General features: G+C 70.2%; 14 protein-coding genes. 5 read left to right on the forward strand and 9 right to left on the reverse strand.

Annotation, left to right across the window (positions count from 1 at the left end):
• Positions 1 to 199: 199 nt before the first annotated feature.
• Entirely contained in the window at positions 200 to 997 is a 798-nt protein-coding gene (locus tag ACZ7CF_RS37395; protein WP_470372022.1) for an IS3 family transposase, read from the reverse strand.
• On the reverse strand, positions 906 to 1,313 hold the full coding sequence (locus tag ACZ7CF_RS37400) for a transposase (protein ID WP_470372023.1): 408 nt from the start codon (positions 1,311 to 1,313) through the stop codon (positions 906 to 908). The genes ACZ7CF_RS37395 and ACZ7CF_RS37400 overlap by 92 nt, the downstream gene beginning before the upstream one ends.
• A 134-nt stretch (positions 1,314 to 1,447) precedes the next feature.
• Here ACZ7CF_RS37400 and ACZ7CF_RS37405 point away from each other — a divergent pair, with 134 nt between their 5' ends.
• Together ACZ7CF_RS37405 and ACZ7CF_RS37410 are read left to right on the forward strand one after the other, a co-directional pair.
• Positions 1,448 to 1,699 (forward strand): WhiB family transcriptional regulator, encoded by a 252-nt coding sequence (locus tag ACZ7CF_RS37405; RefSeq protein ID WP_470372024.1) that lies wholly within the window; start codon positions 1,448 to 1,450, stop codon positions 1,697 to 1,699.
• A complete protein-coding gene (locus ACZ7CF_RS37410; protein ID WP_360388184.1) occupies positions 1,696 to 1,896 on the forward strand; it encodes a hypothetical protein in 201 nt (66 codons plus the stop codon). The genes ACZ7CF_RS37405 and ACZ7CF_RS37410 overlap by 4 nt, the downstream gene beginning before the upstream one ends.
• A gap of 557 nt (positions 1,897 to 2,453) precedes the next feature.
• Here ACZ7CF_RS37410 and ACZ7CF_RS37415 read toward each other — a convergent pair.
• The 4 genes from ACZ7CF_RS37415 to ACZ7CF_RS37430 form a co-directional block, all read right to left on the reverse strand.
• Complete coding sequence (locus ACZ7CF_RS37415) at positions 2,454 to 2,819, reverse strand: hypothetical protein (protein WP_470372025.1); 366 nt, start codon at positions 2,817 to 2,819, stop codon at positions 2,454 to 2,456.
• Positions 2,820 to 2,892: 73 nt separating this feature from the next.
• Positions 2,893 to 4,344: a glycoside hydrolase family 43 protein gene (locus ACZ7CF_RS37420; RefSeq protein WP_470372026.1), complete on the reverse strand. Its 1,452-nt coding sequence runs from the start codon at positions 4,342 to 4,344 to the stop codon at positions 2,893 to 2,895.
• 17 nt (positions 4,345 to 4,361) lie between these two features.
• The gene (locus ACZ7CF_RS37425) at positions 4,362 to 5,759 is read right to left on the reverse strand and encodes a family 43 glycosylhydrolase (RefSeq protein ID WP_470372027.1); all 1,398 of its coding nucleotides are present in this window, start codon (positions 5,757 to 5,759) and stop codon (positions 4,362 to 4,364) included.
• A 191-nt stretch (positions 5,760 to 5,950) separates the two neighbouring features.
• Positions 5,951 to 6,652 carry a phosphotransferase gene (locus ACZ7CF_RS37430; protein ID WP_360388194.1) on the reverse strand — a complete coding sequence of 234 codons (702 nt, stop codon included), beginning with the start codon at positions 6,650 to 6,652 and terminating at the stop codon, positions 5,951 to 5,953.
• 110 nt (positions 6,653 to 6,762) lie between these two features.
• Here ACZ7CF_RS37430 and ACZ7CF_RS37435 point away from each other — a divergent pair, with 110 nt between their 5' ends.
• Complete coding sequence (locus ACZ7CF_RS37435; RefSeq protein WP_470372028.1) at positions 6,763 to 7,683, forward strand: LysR family transcriptional regulator; 921 nt, start codon at positions 6,763 to 6,765, stop codon at positions 7,681 to 7,683.
• Here the strand turns inward: ACZ7CF_RS37435 and ACZ7CF_RS37440 are convergent.
• The 3 genes from ACZ7CF_RS37440 to ACZ7CF_RS37450 form a co-directional block, all read right to left on the reverse strand.
• Positions 7,672 to 9,930 carry an ATP-binding protein gene (locus ACZ7CF_RS37440; RefSeq protein ID WP_470372029.1) on the reverse strand — a complete coding sequence of 753 codons (2,259 nt, stop codon included), beginning with the start codon at positions 9,928 to 9,930 and terminating at the stop codon, positions 7,672 to 7,674. The two genes, ACZ7CF_RS37435 and ACZ7CF_RS37440, sit on opposite strands and share 12 nt — an antisense overlap.
• 64 nt (positions 9,931 to 9,994) lie before the next feature.
• A complete protein-coding gene (locus tag ACZ7CF_RS37445) occupies positions 9,995 to 12,286 on the reverse strand; it encodes a helix-turn-helix domain-containing protein (protein WP_470372030.1) in 2,292 nt (763 codons plus the stop codon).
• 130 nt (positions 12,287 to 12,416) lie between these two features.
• Positions 12,417 to 13,214, reverse strand: coding sequence for a DUF2625 family protein (locus ACZ7CF_RS37450; protein ID WP_360388205.1), 798 nt, complete (start codon positions 13,212 to 13,214; stop codon positions 12,417 to 12,419).
• A 213-nt stretch (positions 13,215 to 13,427) separates the two neighbouring features.
• On the opposite strand from ACZ7CF_RS37450, the gene ACZ7CF_RS37455 reads away from it, so the two are divergent.
• A complete protein-coding gene (locus ACZ7CF_RS37455) occupies positions 13,428 to 15,665 on the forward strand; it encodes an ATP-binding protein (RefSeq protein ID WP_470372031.1) in 2,238 nt (745 codons plus the stop codon).
• Positions 15,666 to 15,860: 195 nt separating this feature from the next.
• A partial coding sequence (locus ACZ7CF_RS37460; RefSeq protein ID WP_470372032.1) for a WXG100-like domain-containing protein occupies positions 15,861 to 17,508 on the forward strand: 1,648 nt, incomplete at its 3' end.

The following is a 17,508-nucleotide window of genomic DNA, read 5'->3' on the forward strand; positions in this document are numbered from 1 at the left end:
CGCACAGCACCTGCCGGTCCGGCACCCTCTTACGACCAGGATTACGCGGCCTGCGCGGCACCACCGGCAGTAACGGCTCGATCCGCTCCCACAGATCGTCCGAGACGATCCACGGCGGCGACTGACCCCTCCTCACGGTCAAACATGATCCACATCCGACATGCTGCACGCCACCACGTTGATCATTCTGTTAGGACCTCTAAGAGATTCCGGCAGCCGCTCGGAGTGACTTCTCGTAGTCGCTGGGACTGCGCATCCCGAGCGCGGAGTGCCGTCGCGTACTGTTGTAGAAACGGATCCACTTGTCAACTGCGGCAACGAGTTCCGTCTTCGTGGCGTAGAAGTGCCGGTAGTAGTGCTCGTGTTTGAACGTCGACCAGAACGACTCGGCGGGGCTGTTGTCCCAGCAGATCCCGGTCGCGCCCATCGATCGGCGCAGCCCGTGCCGGAAGCACGCTTGTGCGGTCAGATTCGCCGTGTACTCCTCGCCGCCGCAGTCGGAATGCAGGACCGTGCCACGACATTCACCGCCGCGGACGGTCACGGCCGCCTCGATGGCGGTGGTGACCATCTCGGCACTGATGTGGCCGGCGACGCTGTAGCCGAGCACCGTGCGGGAGTGCCCGTCCCGGATCGCGCACAGGAACATCTCGCCCTCACCGCAAGACAAGTACGTGATGTCGGTGAGCCACACGGCGTCCAGACGGCCTTGATCGAACTCGCGGTCGACGAGATCCGGCGGGAACGACGCCGCCGGGTCGGAGACCGTCGTTCTGACCTTGAACGTGCGTGGGCTGATGCCCTCGATCCCGATATCGGCCATGACCTTGGCGACGGTTTTGGCGCTGACCACCTCGCCCTGATCCCTCAGGTCCGCGGTGATCCGTGGCGATCCGTAGGTGCCGTCAGAGTCCTTCTGCGCCTGGGTGATCTTCACCTCCAGGTCTGCGCGACGCTGCTGACGAGGTGTCAACACCGTTGCGGCACAACGTTTCACGTAGGCGTAGTAGCCGGAGGCTCGCGGCAAAGTACGCCGAGGCTTTTACCAGGAACGCGTTGTCCTTCTCGAGCTCGGCGACCTGTTTACGCAACCGCAGCAGCTCGGCCTGCTCGGCCGCCTCCAGAGGCGTGTCCCCGTGGGCCTCGGCCGCAGCGATCCGGCGCCGCTCATCCTTGACCCAGACGCTCAACATTCCCGCGTCGATCCCCAGCTCGCGGGCAACCTCGCTGATCGTCCGGCCGGAATCGATCACACGATGCGCAGCCTCAACCTTGTACTCAGCCGTGTACGAACGGCGCTTACGAGGAGGCATGAGGACATCCTTTCAGCAGAACCCCAGGTCCTGCTAACTCGGTGTCCACTACTCGGGGTGAACCTCACCGCCTCCCGCCACCTCGTCGACTACCTTCTCGGTGGTCCTCTTCGTCCGGCCGTACGACCACACTCGTGGCGCTGCGTGCACCGAAGTGGCACGTGCACGCAGCATGCCGAAACGCAGAACGGGAAGTCGACTGGATCGACGCCGAGTCAGGAAGCAAGGCTGCGGCGGACTGCAAAGAGATCTGTCGCCTGTGCCCGGTCCGCCTGACCTGTGCCATTACGGCACTTACCACTGACGAGAGCTACGGCGTGTGGGGCGGCATGGATCTGGCCGACCGCGAAGCACTTGGACATGCTGAGGTTCAGACCGCAGCATGAACACGACGCCCAACTCCACGCAGCGGACCCGCCGCCAGCAGCAACGTAAAGCGACGGACGTCGTCTTCGAGATCAATCTCGTTGACGGCGCCGAAGCTGAGCGTCTTGCCCTGCAACAGGCGGCGGTCATCCGCGACGTAGTGCTGTGGCACCACCGAAACGGCAGCAGCACGCCACCGCACGCGAGCGTCACCTGACTACTACAACATGAAACTGGCCCGCACGACCAAGCATCCGACCTGAAACCGCTGGTCAGCCCTGTTCCCATCCTTTGGTGCTCCCGCCGAGGGCACCACAAGGATGGGAACAAGTCAGCCACCAACTTCGGGCACGACTTACCTGCCGCAGCGTGATGACCGAACGGCAGCGGCCTCGTTCAGTCCGGACCTTCACGACCCGGCAGACGGCAGCGGTCCGGCCACCGCCATCACGCACGCGCCAGCCCATGAACACGCGGTACCCGCCCGCATCGTGCGCAGCACGGTCCGACGTACCAGACGCCATCGCCGACACGTCAGCAGGCGAACAAAAGTCTTGTGGACAACCACCCGACCGGATGACCGATTCTGGAGCAGCTCCGTGACCCTATTTCGCCAGGTTCGGGACCGTGCTCCAGTTTTGCTCCAGTTAGGCATACAACCGTCCACTTGGGACGGAAAAGCAAGATCGCCCGCTGAACCTGCTTACGCAGGTCAGCGGGCGATTCTTATGCTGTATCCAATTGTGGAGCTGAGGGGACTCGAACCCCTGGCCCTCACACTGCCAGGCTGGGGCTGCCGTTGGTGTACGTGGAGCCGCAGCGGATGCACAGGTCCGTTGCGACGATCCAGTACCGGGTGCCGTCGGGCGAGCGCACCAGCGCGGGGTCGCGCACGCCCTTCGTGCCGATCGTGGAGCGCAGCGCCGGTGCGCCGCCGTTGAGGTCGGTCCAGTGCAGGCCGTCGCTGCTGTGCGCGAGGTGGAGCTGCTGGTCGATCGCGGAGTCACCGGTGAAGTGCACCATCAGGTAGCCGGGCTCGGCGGCGGCGACGGCGCGCTGCGGTGCGGCGAGGGAGTGGGAGCCCAGGAGCAGGGCAACGGCCGCGACCAGTGCCGCGAGCCGGGAGGTGAGTGCGCGCATGTGCCCTTGGGTCGGGTGGGGACGGGAGGGGTGGCCGCCAGCCGGCACCCACCCCTCCCGAGCTGTGGCGTGGTCAGCCGGTCAGGCGGAACGTGGCATCGCTGCGCGCCGTGGCGGTGGTGATCTGTTCCAGCTTCAGCAGGTAGGCGTAGTGCCGGATGTAGCGGTCGGGGTGGTTGTAGGACTGGAACGAGCTCCACGACGACGAGGCCAGCCCGGCGACCTGGCGGAAGGTGGCGTCCGCCGCGAACTGGGTGGTGCCGTCCAGCGGCGCGAGCACGAAGTCGTAGTTCACGTGCCGCAGGTAGTAGCCGGGGTAGTTGACCGACTGGAACGACACGGCGGAGGGGTCGGCCAGGCCCGGCATGATCCGGAACTGGGCGTCCTGCGCCGGGCTGACGTTGGCGTCGATGCGCACGTCGAAGTCGGCGTGCCGGACGTAGCGGTCCTGGAAGTTGAACGACTGCAGGCGGTTCACCGGCCGGCTCGTGCCGTACTTGGCCAGCACGCGGCTCTCTTCCGCGGCGGTCAGGCCCATGATCCCGCCGTGGCGCTTGCGGGTGCCGCCGAGCGAGTAGTCCGACACGGTGCGGAAGTTCCGCGTGCTGCCGAGGTTGGTGGACGCGATCGGCATGTACCCGCGGCCGGTGGCGAACTGGTCGAGCCACAGCGCCCACTCGTTGCGGTTGTTGAACGGCATCCACATCGGTCCCTCGACGACGTTGCCGCCGGTGGCGCCGTTGGAGATGCCCATGTGCGACAGGTCGCCGATCCGCGTCCACGTTCCCAGGACCGAGTTGCTGCCCTCGATGGTGATGTGACCGTCCGCGGAGGCGCGGTAGTAGCGGAACCCGCCGGTGCTGGTCGGCGACTCGACGATCTGGGTGTCGATGACGCCCTGGTTGCCGCTGCGGTCGATGTACACGGCCGGCGCGCTGACCGTGCGGAAGTCGCGGGTCCGCGTGTAGTAGATGCGGTGCTTCTTGACACCGTTGAGGGTCGCGTTCGTCGCCCAGTAGATGACGTAGTCGCCGGAGGCGGGGTCGAAGATCGCCTCGGGCGCCCACGCGTCACCCGCGCCGGGGATCGCGCCGGCCACGTCGAGCAACCGCGGCGCCGACCAGTTCACCAGGTCGGTGGACTCCCACACGACCAGCGACTTGCTGCCGCGGTTGGCCGCGTCGTCCCACGAGGTGCCGCTCGCGATGCGCAGGTCCGTCGCGATGATCCAGTAGCGGCTGCCGTCGGGGGAGCGGACGATCGCGGGGTCGCGCACGCCCTTCGTGCCCACGGTGGACAGGAGCGCCGGTGCGCCGTCGTTGAGGTCGGTCCAGTGCAGGCCGTCCTTGCTGTGCGCGAGGTAGAGCTGCTCCCCGCTCGCGGACTCACCGGTGAAGTGCGCCATCAGGTAGCCGGTGAACGGGTCGGCGGCCGATGCCCGGTCCACGGCGACGAGGACCTGTGCGGTGAGCACCAGCAGCGCCGCGACCAAGGCCGCGGCGGCGCGCGACGTGGTTCGTTGCACGGTTTGTTCTCCTCCGGTCAGAGGGTGGGGACGATCGGGGCGATGGTGCCGTCGGCGTTGAACGTCATGCGGTCGACGGCGACCTCGCGGTTGGTGCCGTTGCCACCGGGTACGGCGAACCGGTGGTAGGCGGCGTACCAGGTGTCGGTGCCCGGTACCTGGACCACCGAGTGGTGGCCGGTGCCCTTGATGCCGAGCTCCAGGCGTTTCTGGAGCACGACACCACGTGCGGTCCACGGCCCGAGCGGCGAGGGACCGGTCGCGTAGGCCACCCGGTAGTTCTCGTCACGGGTGTCGTTCTCGGACCACATGAAGTAGTAGGTGCCGTTGCGCTTCAGCACGAACGACGCCTCGCGGAACCCCGGCGTGGTGATGGTGCGCACCGCCGCCGGGTCGAAGGAGACCATGTCGGCGTTCAACGGCACGACGTGCGCGGCACCGTTGCCCCAGTACAGGTAGGACTGCCCGTTGTCGTCGGTGAACACCATCGGGTCGATGGCCTGACCGGGGTGGGTGCCGGCCCGGACCAGTGGCTGGCCGAGCGCGTCGCGGAACGGGCCGGTGGGGGAGTCGGACACGGCCACGCCGAGGTGCTTGCGCGTGTCACCGGTGGCCGCGCCACCGCTGAAGTACAGGTAGTACCGGCCGTTCTTGGTGACGACCGCGGGCGCCCACGCCGAGTTGTCGGCCCAGGAGACGTCCGGTCCGTGGTCCAGGACCACGCTGTGGTCGGTCCAGTTCACCAGGTCGGTCGACGAGAACGCCTTGTAGTACGGGGAGGACCAGCTCGCGTACCCGTCGGTCGTCGGGTACAGGTAGAAGCGGCCGTTGAGGTGGGTGATGTGCGGGTCGGCGAACAGGCCGGGTATCACCGGGCCCTTGGCGGTCTTCGGCTGCCACGGTGCCGTGACCTTGAAGGAGCTGTCGGCGCGGAACCTGTCCGTGTCCTGGTAGGACTCCACCCACAGCTCGAAGTTCTTGTGCCGCAACCGCCGGTCGGGGTAGTTGAACGACACCAGCGACACCGAACCGGTCACCGAGCCGTCGGCGGGGCAGAACGTCGCGTCCCCGCGGAAGGTGGGTGTGCCGTCGTTGGCCTCCAGGCGCACCCGCAGGTCGCGGTGGCGCAGGAACATCCCGTTGGCGGCCTGCAACGAGTAGCACGACGGTGACGCCAGCCCGTTGACCACGGTGACCGTGGCGTCCGACCGGACCTGGGCGGAACTGGCCGAGGTCACGGCGTCGAGGCGGCCCAGGAAGTCGGCGTGGCGCAGGAACCGGCCGGGGTGGCTCACCGCCTCCAGCGACCGCGCGCCGACGGGCAGGGTGGCCGCGGACGCCGGCGTTGCGGGCAGGACGAGGGTCGATGCGACGACGAGAGAGGACGCCGTGAGCAGGCGGGTCCCTCGGTTCATGACGGCTCCGATCATCGTCGAACGGGGCGAATCGTCGAGTTAGCGCTAACAACATTCGATTGTGCGGCTCATTAGGCGAGCTGCTGTGCGGTTTCGAATGAGTGTTAGCGTTAACATCCTTCGGTCGAGCTAAATGAGAGCACGACGGCAACTCGGGCGTCAACGGATCGTGTCGATGAGGTGTCGAACGGTCAACACGCCGCATCGACGACAGCGATGTGCTCGGTCAACCAGGCGATCTCGTCGTGCAGCCACGTCCCGGGGCCCAGGACGCGTCCGGCGCGTGCGTGGAAGTCGCGTTCGGCCTCGACCCTCGCGACGATGCGCCCGCCGAAACCCCGGCGCTGGTCCTCGGCCAGGCCGTACGCGTCGAGGAAGGTGCGCAGGAGACCCAGCTGGTGGTCGAGCGGGTGGGTGATCTCGGGACCGAGCAGCCACAACCACGCGGCGTAGGCGACGTCGTGGACGCGGGGACCGGGGGCCGCCTGGTCGAAGTCGAAGGCGGACACGGGAAGACCGCGCGAGAAGGCGACGTTGAGCGGCGAGAAGTCGTTGTGGCACACCGTCTCCTCGGCACCCGCGAGCGGCGCTCCCGCGGTCGCGTCGTGCAGTCGGCGCAACAGCCGGGCCGCGGCGGTCACCTGGGCGGACGACCAGTCGCGGGCCCGGAACTCGGTCACCACCTCACCCCGCTGGAAGCTGAGGACCTCGCGCCCCCTGTCGTCGATGCCCAGCAGCCTCGGCGCGGCCTCGCACCCCACGTCCTCCAGGTGTCGCAGCAGCCGGTGCACGAACGGCGAATGCGGCCCGACCGGGCGCCGCACCGTGTCCCCCACCCGGACCACGCCCTGCGTGATCATGCCACCGGTCAGCGGGATCTCGACGGAAGACAACTTTGAACTCCTGGTGGTTGTTGGCAGACTCGACGTCGCTGAGCAGATCAAGTTCCGCGCGGTGGTGTCCAACAACCGACACGCCGACGAACAACAACCAGGAGTTGTCGATGGACCTCGGTGCCGTCCGGGCCTTCCTCGCCGTCGTCGACACTGGGCACTTCACCGAGGCGGCCGACCACCTGGGCCTGAGCCAGCAGGCCGTGTCCAAGCGGATCGCCAGGCTGGAGTCCGACCTGGACGTCGTCCTCCTCACCCGGTCCCGCACCGGTGCCGGTCCCACTGAGGACGGTGCGGCCTTCCTCCCGCACGCCAGGGCGTTGATCGGCCTGGCCGACCAGGCGACCGCGATGCTCCACGCCCGCCGCCGCCCGCTGCGCATCGATGTGCTCGCCCGCGTCGCCGCACCGATCGACCTGGTCCGCTCCTTCTACGAGGCCGGCGACGTGGAGGTCGACGTCGTCATCTCGCGCGGAGCCGTCTCCCGGCACGCGGCACTCGCCGACGGCTCGGTCGACGCGGCGTTCGGCCGCGTCACCGGACCCCTTCCCGCGGGGATCGAGTGCGTCCCCGCCTGCCTGGAACCGATTCCCGTGCTGGTCGGCCGCCGGCACCGCCTCGCCCGGCGCAGGCGCGTGCCGATGGCGGAGCTGGCGGGCTTGACGGCGTGGATGCCCGGCAACACCGGCGACAGCGAGTGGGCGGAGTACTACCGCTTCCTCAGCGCCGAGTTCGGCGTGCGGATCGACAGCTCGGGCCCGGTGTTCGGCGGCGAGCACGTGATGGACGAGATCGGGGCCTCGGCCGAGCTCATCACGTTCGGCAACACCAGGCAGTTCCCCGTGCACCGGGACGTCGTCCAGCTCACCGTGGTCGATCCCACGCCGGTCTACCCCTGGTCGCTGCTGTGGCACGAGGCGAACCGCCACCCGGCACTGCCGCTGCTCGCCGACCACGTGCGGGCCCGCCACCGCCCGTTCGACCCGCGGCGCCAGTGGTTGCCTGCTCCCGACCGGACATCAACCGGGTAGCAGCGCGAGCTCCGCCTCCGCCATTTCCCGCTGCCCGCGGTTGCCGAGGGTGTCGAGCTTGCCGAGCGCGAACGTCAGGCAGGCCCGAGCCTGCTCGACCTCACCCGTGCGGCGCCGCGCGACGCCTTCGTTGAGCGCCAGCTCCCCCTCGGTGCGGTAGCTCATCTGGAGCTCACCGATCGTCGTCCTCGCGTCGTGGTAGCTCTCCGCCGCTTCCTTCCAGCGACCCAACGCCGACAGGCAGTCGCCCATGAGCGTCAGCAGCAACGCCAACATCCGGTCCAGCGTCTCCTGGTTGGTCTGGTCGCGGTTCTGCTTCGACTGGTCGAGTGTGGACGCGAACCGCTCCAACGCGTCGGCGAACCTGCCTGCTGCCAGCAGGCAGACGCCCAGGCCGAGGGACGTCCAGACCCGGTGCTGGAAGTAGTCGAACTCCCCGGACCCCTCATAGGCGAAGGTGATGTGTTCGAGCCCTTCCGCGAACTTGCCGAGGTGTGCGAGCACCAGCCCGGTGGACAAGTTGGCGGACATGACGATCCGGCGGTGTCCGATCTCCTCCGCAATCGCCATCGCTTCCCGCAGCGTTGCGAGCGCGAGCTCCTGTTCGTCGGTGCAGCGGTGCTGCGTCGCGCCGAGCAGGTTCAGCATCTCGGCCTCACCGCGCCGGTCGCGCAGTGCCCTGGCGGCCTTCAGGCCGAGCTCGAAGACCTCGTTCCAGCGGTGCTTCTGCTCGCGGCCGATGGCGTAGCAGTGGATCGCATCCGCGAAGTCGAGCACCTGGCGGTGCCGGCCGAGTGCCGCGGTCTCCTGGTGCACCGCCAACCAGTTCGAGGCCTCCCGGTCGAGCCACTCGGCCGCTTCCTCGTACGAGCGGAACGGGCAGTCCCGCGGCACCTCCCGCACGTCCGGGAAGAACAGCCCGCCCGCCGCGGACGCCAGGTCCAGGACGTGCGTGGCGAAGGCGTCGCGCAGCTCGTCGCGCACGTCCTGCGGCTCTTCCGCAAGCCGGCGTTCGCGCGCGAAGATGCGGATCAGGTCGTGGAACTGGAAGCGCACCGACTCGGTCGTGATCGTCAGCAGGGACATCTCGACGAGCTCGTCCAGCACCAGACCGACCTCGGCCACCGGCACACCGGTCGCCACAGCGGCGAGATCGTCGTCGAAGTGCACGCCGGGAACGGCGGCCAGCCGGCGGAACACCGACCGGGCCCGCGGCGACAACGCCTGGTACGACGTCGAGAACGCCGTCCGCAGGTCCTCGTCGCCCATCGAGAGCGAGTCCAGCAGCCTCCGCTCGTCCCGCAGCTCACCCGCCAGCGCGGCGACCGATCGCCCGTCGCGCCCGGCAGCGAGACGGGTGCACACCATCCGCACCGCCAGCGGCAGGTTCCCGCACAGCGCCACCAGCTCCCGCACGGCCTCGGGTTCCTCGCGCACCACCTGCTCGCCGGCGACGGCCGCGACCAGCTCCACGGCACCGTCCTGCGTCAGCGTGTCCAGCAGCACCCAGCGCGCCGACTCCAGCCCCGCGAGCACGCGCCGGCAGGTCACGACCGTCAGGCACCCCTCGCTCATCGTCAGCAACGGCCTGACCTGGCTCTCGTCGGAGGCGTTGTCCAGCAGCACGAGCACCCGCCGGTCGCGCAACACCTTGCGGAACAACGAACTGCGCTCGTCGAGCGTCGCGGGCATCCGCCACGGCGGCACGTCCAGCGAGGCCAGCATCTGTTCCAGCGCCGCGGCGGGGCTGAGCGGCCGGTCGTCGACGCCGCGCAGGTCCAGCGCGAGGCAGCCGTCGGGGAAGGAGGAGAGCAGGTCCTCCGCCGCCGCCACCGCCAGCGACGTCTTCCCGACCCCCGGTGGTCCCGCGATCACGACGACGCCACCGGCTTCGGCCTCGCGGGACAGCCGCAGGAGCTCCTGCTGCCGTCCGACCAGGCCGGGCACCGCCGGCAGGCTGCGCAACGCCGCGTTCTTCGCGGCCCCGGCCGAGCGGCGACGCCCCTGCCTCGCCAGGGAGAGGAAGGAGTCCCTGGCACCCCCCGCGAGTCCCAGCGCGTCGGCGAGCAGCTCCGTCGAACGCTCCTGCGGCGCACTCGCCCGGCCGCGTTCCAGCTCGCGCAACGCACGGACGCTCATCCCGGAGGCGAGGGCCAGGCCTGCCTGCGTCAGTCCCGCCGCCGTGCGGAGGCTCAGCAGGACCTCACCGAACGGCGACTCGGACGCCGAGGTGCGGGTGGCACTCATGGCCTCACTCTCCCTGCCTTGAATGGCCGACTGATGTGGAACGGGGATGAAGTTCGGGAGAACGTCATCCGGGCGTGGCGGTCTCCGCCACCGGCAACAGGGCCAGCTCGGCCTCCGCCGGCGCGCGGTCACCGCGGTCGGCGGGGTCGTCGCAGAGGTCGAGTGCGCGCGTGAGGCACTCGCGTGCGCGCTTGAAGTCGCCCGCCTGGCGCCACGCCGTGCCCTCGCACACGAGCAGCTCCACCCGGCTGCGGTAGGTGGGTCGGTCCGTCCCGAGCAGTCTGACGACCTCGTGGTAGTGCTCGGCGGCCTCGGCCCAGCGACCCAGGCCGGCGAGGCAGTCGCCGATGTTCATCCGCACCAGCACCACCGTCTTCCCGGCCACCTCCTGGTTCGTCTCACCGATCCGTTCGGAGGCCTCCACGAGCAGTGGGGCGAGAACGGCGAGGGCCTCGGCGAAGTGGCCGGTCGCAAGCCGCAGACCACCACACCCGAGCTGCATCCAGAACCGGGTCTCGAAGAAGTCGTACGGCTCCGACATCTCGAAAGCGAGTTCGGCGTGCCGCAGCGCCTCCTCGGGCCTTCCCGCGAACACCAGCGGCCACCCCAGCGCCGAGTGCGCGACCATGGCGCCCTGGTGGTGGCCGATCTCCTCGGCGAGGGTCAGCGCCTCGAACATGGTGCTCAGAGCGCGTTCGCTGTCGCCGTGGCCCCACTGGAACGCTGCTCCCCACTGGGTGAGCAGGTCGGCCTCCGCCTTCTGGTCTCCCAATTGCCTCGCAGCGCGTACACCGAGCTCGAACACGTCGGTCCAGTCATGCCCCGCGTAACGCCCGTGCGCGTAGTTGTACAACGACCAGGTGCAGTCGACCACCTCGCGGTACCGGTGGGCCTCCGTCGCCCGGTGCAGCACCAGGAGCCAGTTGGTGGACTCCTGCTCCAGCCACTCCCTCGCCTCCTCCTGGGACCCGAACGGGCTGTCCGGCGGCACGTCCGCCACCGTGGCGAGGAACAGCCGGGCGGCGGCGGTGGTCTTCCGCAGCACGTGGGTCAGAAGGGCGTCCTGCAGCCGGTCCCTGACGTCCTCCGGTTCCTCCGCCGCGAGGCGTTCCCCGGCGAACAACCGGACGAGGTCGTGGAACTGCAACCGCATCCGCGCGGCCGTCACGGTGAGCAGCGATGCCTCGACCAGTTCGTCCAGCTGTGCCTCGACCTCCTGCGCGGACACCCCGGTGACGACCGCCGCGAGCTCCTCGCTGAAGTGGGCTCCCGGGATGAGGGCGAGCCTGCGGAACACCTCCTGCGCCGCGGGGCTGAGCCTGCGCAGCGACAGCTCGAAGGCGGGCCTGAGCCGCAGGTCGCCCGCCGCGAGCGAGTCGAGCCGCCGGTGTTCGTCGCGGAGCTGTCCGGCCAGGTAGGACAGCGACCAGTGCCGGCGGGTCGCCAGCCGGTTGCCGACGATCCGCACGGCCAGCGGGAGGTTGCCGCACAGGTCCACCACCTCCCTGGCGGCGGCGGGATCGGCCAGCACGACGTCCTCGCCGACGATCGTGGTCAGGAGGTCGACGGCGCCCTGCTCGGGCAGCACGTCGAGCACCAGGCGCTGCACCGGGTCCAGGTCCGCGAGGTCCAGGTCCGGGAGCGAACGCCGGCACGTGATGATCGTGAAGCTGTGGTCGGCACCGGCCAGCAACGGCAGCACCTGCGCCTCGTCGGCGGCGTTGTCCAGCAGGACCAGGGTGCGGCGGTCCCGCATCAGCGTGCGGAAGAGCGAGCTCCGTGCGGCTTCCCCGGGAGGGACGCGGCCGGCGGGCACGCCGAGCGCGGTGAGCATCCGCTCCAGCGCGAACCCGGGCTGGACGGGCTGGTCGTCCACACCGCGCAGGTCGATCGCGAGGCAGCCGTCCGGGAAGTGCCCCTTCAGACGGTCCGCGGCGGTCACGGCGAGCGAGGTCTTCCCGACACCGGGAGGCCCGGCCACGACCGTGGTGCCCCCTGCCCGCGCGGCGCGGGACAGCCGGCCGAGCTCGTCGTCCCTGCCGACCAGAGCGGGCACGGCGGGCAAGCCGTACAGCATCGTCCTGGTGCCGGATGCGCTGGACCTGCGCCTGCCCTCCCTGGCCAGCAGGAGGAACGACTCGCGTTCGTCGCCGGTCAGCCCCAGCGCGGTCGCCAGCAGCTCGGTGGACTTCTCCTGAGCGGCCGCGGCCCGTCCGTGCTCCAGCTCGCGCAGCGCGCGCACGCTCAACCCGGAGGCGAGCGCCAGCTCCCTTTGCGACAGGCCCGCCGAGGTCCGGTACCTCAGCAGACAGTGGCCGAAGGACGGACCGGGTGGTTCATCGCGCAGCTCTGTCACGCGGACCATTCAACCCCGCCACCCGTGAGGTGCAAAGGGGCAGGGTGATGTGTCCGTCTGTACCGATGATGTTCTCAGCGGGAGGAAACCACGTCACCCTCGCGCGCGGAGTGCCGGGGGTGCGTTCGCCTCACCGTCCGGATTGGACAGTGCGGCGCCGGCGCGGCGTTCGCGGTTCGACGGTCCCCAGTGCACCGGGGTGGGGGCGGCCGAGCCGGACGCAGGCCGCCACGTGTCCGTCGAGGACCTCCTGCAGGGGCGCCGGCCTGCGAACCGGCGGGGTGAAGCCGTCCTCGGCCTCCGCCGACCAGGGAGCCGGGTGCACGGACATGCCCTGCCGCGGACCCAGCCCGGCGGTGTCGTCCCGCCACGTCGGCCACAGCACCTCGCGGTAGTGCCCGGCCGCGCCGCCGTTCACGAGCCAGTCCAGCCAGCGGTCGTGGTCCAGTCCCGTGGTCTGCCACGCGAGGGTGGCGGGGCTGAAGTAGATCACGTCGTCCGGGCGGCCCGGTCTGCCGTGCGAGCGGGGCTCGGGGCCGTTGAGCACGAACACGCCCCCCAGCGCGTCGTGCGCGACCACCAGCCCGGCCGCCGGCCGCCGGTCCACCTCGGCCGGCCGGTGGAAGCCGTCCGGTGCGGCCGGCCGGTGCACGCCGTTCACCTCGGCGATGCCGGGCATGCCCTCCGGTCCACCGCCCGACCCGCCGTAGACCCGCACCCAGCTCTCGTGCAGCAGGATGCCGCCGGTGTTGAGGACGATCGCGCCCAGTCGCGACTCCGCGCTGAGCCGCAACCGCCGCAGCGCCGCACGGCACGCGCCCGGATCGGGCCGGAGCACCGTGGACCGGGCCAGGCTGCAGTTCAGGTCGGCGGCCAGCCACTCCCACACGGCGTCCTGCACGTCGGCGAGCTCTTCGGCGTTCGTCACTGGTTCTTCCCGTTCTCGGCTCCGGCGCGGCGGTGGTGCGCTTTCCGGCCTAGTGCGCCGGTGAGGTGCGGTGCAAGCACGTCGGCGGAATCCGCCCTGGTGGACCGCGCATCCTGCTCGTTCGCACCGGAGCATCCCGTACCGAGTACGTCCGCTTTTCGTCATTCCTTCACGGCGTGACCGCTAATTCCTATTATCAGGTACATTGGTCTAGTGGACGAGTCGGAGTGCTGGTCGACGTTCGGAGAGCTGTTGCTGGGATACCGGCGTGCCGCTGGGCTGAGTCAGCTGGGTCTGGCGGAGCGGTCGGGTATCAGTGTGCGTGCGTTGCGGGAGCTGGAGCAGGGCCGGGCTCGTGCGGCGCAGCGGCGGTCGGCCGAGGTGCTGGCGGATGCCTTCGAGCTGGGCGCCGTGCAGCGGGAGGAGTTCCTGCGGGTCGCGGAGCACGGACGCAGGCGGCGGTCTCCGGTGTCGGTCTCCGGTGTCGCCGAGCTGCCGCCCCTGCCCGTGGACCGGGTGGGAAGGGGGCGGGAGCTGTCCCGGTTGCAGGAGTGCATCCGCACGAGTCCGTCGGTGGCGATGGTCGGTCAGCCCGGCGTGGGCAAGACGGTGCTGGCGGCGTCGGCGGCGCACTGGATGCGCGACGAGTTCCCGGACGGGTGCCTGGCGGTCGACCTGCGCGGGGTCGACGAGCAACCGCTCCCCGTGCAGGTCGTGTTCGACCGGTTGCTGCGGGCGCTGGGCGTGGCGCCGAGCGACGTGCCCAGCGCCGTGAGCGAGCAGTCGGGCCAGTACCGCGCGGTGCTGCAGCAGCGGAAGGTGCTGGTGCTGCTGGACAACGCCGCCTCGGAGGCGCAGGTCCGGCCGTTCCTCACGACCTCTCCCGGCTGCCGGACGCTCGTGACGTGCCGCCGCATGCTGGCCGGCCTGGAAGGGGTGCGGTGGCTGCACCTCGACCCGTTCGACGACGAGGACGCGGAGGCGTTGCTGCAGGCCGTCGTCGGTGAGCGCCGGGTGCGGGCCGAGCCGGACGCGGTGGCCGGGTTGATCGAGCTGTGCGGGAACCTGCCGCTGGCGTTGCGGATCGCGGGCAACCGGCTGGCGAGCAGGCCGCACTGGTCGTTGCGGTACCTGGTGGACCAGCTGCGGGACGAGCGCACGAGGCTGACGTCGCTGTCCGCGGGGGACCTGCAGGTGCGGTCGGCGTTCGAGGTGTCGTACCGGGGCTTGTCGCCGCAGGGCCGGATGCTGTTCCGGCGGCTGGCGGCGGTGCCGGGTGCGGACTTCGGTGTGGAGCTGACGCAGGTGGCCGGGGGTGTGACGGAGTCGGAGGCGTTCGGCCAGCTCGACGAGCTGGTGGACGCGAGCATGGTGCAGGCGGGTCCGGCGGAGGGCCGGTTCCGGTTCCACGACCTGCTGCGGTTGTTCGCCCGTGAGCGCTGGGAGGCCGAGGACGACGAGGCCGACCGCTTGCTGACGACGGAGGCGGTGCTGGAGCACCTGCTGGGCATGGCGACGGCGGCGGGGGAGAGGTTCTCGCCGGAGGAACCCGCGAACGAAGTGTTCGGTTCGCTGGACGAGGCGCGGTCGTGGCTGGAGCAGGAGCGGTCGAGCTGGCTGGCCGCGTTCCGGGAGGCGGCGCGGACCGGGCGGCACCGCGAGGTCGTGGAGCTCGCGCGGGCGATGCACTGGTACGCCGACGACGACCGGCACGGCGTCGACTGGGTCGAGGTCTTCGGCGCCGGGGTCGACGCGGCGCGCACGCTGCGCGACGTGACCGCGGAGGCACAGCAGCGCAACCTGCTCGGGTGGGCCCTGGTGACCGCGCAGGACTGCGCGGGCGCGGTGGAACAGCACAAGATCGCCCTGCGCTGCGCAGACGAGGCCGGTGACCGGTTGGAGCGGGTGTGGGCGCTGGCGCACGTCACCGCGCAGGAGTTCATGCTGGGCGACCGCCAGAACAGCCTGGAGCACGCGCGGCAGGCCGTCGAGCTGTCCGCCCCGTTCGGGTTCTGGACGGTGCGGATGACCGTGCGCTACCAGTTCGGCGTGTTGCTGCTGCTCGACAACAGGCCGCGCGAAGCGCTCGCGGTGCTGGAGGACCTGCTGCAGGAAGCACTGCGGCACAACCAGAACGGCGAGCTGGCGTTGTCCCGCACGAGGTTGCTGGCGATGTGCATCGAGGGTGTGGCCCGGGGCCTGCACGCGGTGGGGCAGTGCGGCCGGGCGGCGCCGATGTTCGCCGAGGCGCGCGGCCTCTTCGAGAAGGTGGGTGCCTCCGTGCACTCGGCGCGGGCCGCGTTCCGGGAGGGCCGCTGCCGCCTCGACTCGGGTGAGCACCAGGTCGCGGACTCCCTGTTCCGGTGCGCGCTGGCCACCTTCGACGAGCTGTCGCTGCCGGAGCAGCGGGCCGAGGTCGAGGTCGAGCTCGCCCGCATCCCCGCCCACTGACCCCGGTCCGGGGTGCGTTGAGGCAGGAAAGACTTCCTTTGTGGTTCCCGGTTGGGCCGTTCGTGTTGATCCTGCCCCGACGGAGTGGCTGGATTGCGGAACGATCGCGGTCCGATCGAGTCCGCACCGCGCACTCGATGACCAGGGAGGAGCCGTCGCGGCAGGCGAGCTGAGCGGCAGTTCGGAGTGGACTGAATGGACATCAAGTTCGATCCGACGTTCGACTGGCTGTGGATCCTGGTGGCGGGCCAGAAAGCCCCGAGGATCGACGTGGCGGCCACCCGTGCCCTCGCGCAGAACTGGGTCGAGAGCGGTCGCACCCTCGGCGAGATGGCGAACGGCGTCCTCGACCTGGTCAGCAACGTCGAGAACGCCATCGGCGGCCGCGTGGGCCGCGCGTTCCGCGACCGCGTGACCAGCGTCATCAACGCGGTCCCGAGCATCGTCCAGCTCGCCAACAACCAGTCGACCAGCCTGCTGAAACTCGCGCTGAGCGTCGAGCAGTCCATCTACACGATGCTCATCGAGATCGCGTTCTTCGCGGCCTCGATCCTCTGGGCGCTCGCGAGCCCGTTCACCGCACCCCTGGTGCCCGCCTTCATCACCGCGGCCAGGACCGCCATCCAGCAGATCAGCGCGCAGCTGCACTGGGCGATCCGGTTGATCATGGAAGGCATCGAGGAGGGCATCGACGAGATCTTCCAGGACGCCATCGCCCAGATCGCGCAGTTCGCGGAGGGCAACCGCTTCGAGTGGGACGTCCAGAGCACCATCGTCGGCGGCGTCGCCGGCCTCGGCGCCGGGGTCATCGCGGGCGGCATGCACACCGGCATGCGGGCGTGGAAGCCCAAGGTCGAGGACAACGTGCTGTTCCACGGCACCAGCGAGGCCACCGCCGACGTCGTGGTCGGCGCCGCCGCCGCGGGCATCCTCGGCGGCAGCATGGACGACCTGTGGACCGGTGCTGTCGGCGGCATGTTCAGCGGTGGCACGCAGAAGAAGGCCGACGACGCGGGCAATGCCATCGAGGACCACCTTCGGGAGACCGGGTACATCAAGTCGCCTCCGATCGGGGAGATCGGTCGGCCGGATGCGCCGGATGTTCCTGGTGCGGGCGGTCCTGGGGGGAATGGTTCTGCGGGGAATGGTTCCAGGGGGAACGGGTCTGCGGGGAATGGTTCTGGCGAGAATGGTTCCGGGGGGAACGGTTCTGAGGCGGCGGGCGGCGAGGGGGGCTCGGCCGGGGGCGATGGGGCCGACGCTGCCGTCGGGGGCGGTGGGGTGCCTGGGGGTGTGCCCGCTGGGGGTGTGCCCGGTGCTGGCGTGCCTGGTTCTGGGGTGCCCGGTGGTGGGGTGCCTGGTGGTGCCGGTCGAGACGGTGCGGATTCCGACGATCGGCAGGACGGCGTGGGTCCGCAGGCCGAGGGCGCGGCTGGTCCGCCGTCGGGTGTGGGGGTCGTCGGCGGCGGCGCGAGTCCCGGTCAGGGTTCGAATCCCGGCCAGGGCGCGAACTCTGGCCAAGGCACGGGCGGACGGCCGGAAGCGGGCGCAGGTGTGCCCGGCGGTGCCGTTCCCGGCGCGGTGCCGGGTGGCGGTCCGGCCGGGAACGCCGGCGGGTCGGGTAGCCAGCAGGTTCCGGGTGGCCAGCAGGTCCCGGGTGGCCACCCGACACCTTCCGTGCCACCCGTAGTGGAAGCACCCCCGGCAACGGGCGCGGCCACGCGCCCTGACTCGGGTGCGCAGACGCCGGGTGCGCAGACGCCGGGTGCGCAGACGCCGGGTGCGCAGACGCCGGGTGCGCAGACGCCGGGTGCGCAGACGCCGGGTGCGCAGACGCCGGGTT

It is taken from the genome of Lentzea sp. NPDC036955 (genome assembly GCF_055608005.1).

Bases quoted from the DNA above. Each gene is read 5' to 3' on its own strand.
- ACZ7CF_RS37440 (WP_470372029.1), bottom strand. From the start codon at position 9,930: ATGAGTGCCACCCGCACCTCGGCGTCCGAGTCGCCGTTCGGTGAGGTC.
- ACZ7CF_RS37400 (WP_470372023.1), bottom strand. From the start codon at position 1,313: ATGCCTCCTCGTAAGCGCCGTTCGTACACGGCTGAGTACAAGGTTGAG.
- ACZ7CF_RS37435 (WP_470372028.1), top strand. From the start codon at position 6,763: ATGGACCTCGGTGCCGTCCGGGCCTTCCTCGCCGTCGTCGACACTGGG.
- ACZ7CF_RS37410 (WP_360388184.1), top strand. From the start codon at position 1,696: ATGAACACGACGCCCAACTCCACGCAGCGGACCCGCCGCCAGCAGCAA.
- ACZ7CF_RS37425 (WP_470372027.1), bottom strand. From the start codon at position 5,759: ATGAACCGAGGGACCCGCCTGCTCACGGCGTCCTCTCTCGTCGTCGCA.
- ACZ7CF_RS37415 (WP_470372025.1), bottom strand. From the start codon at position 2,819: ATGCGCGCACTCACCTCCCGGCTCGCGGCACTGGTCGCGGCCGTTGCC.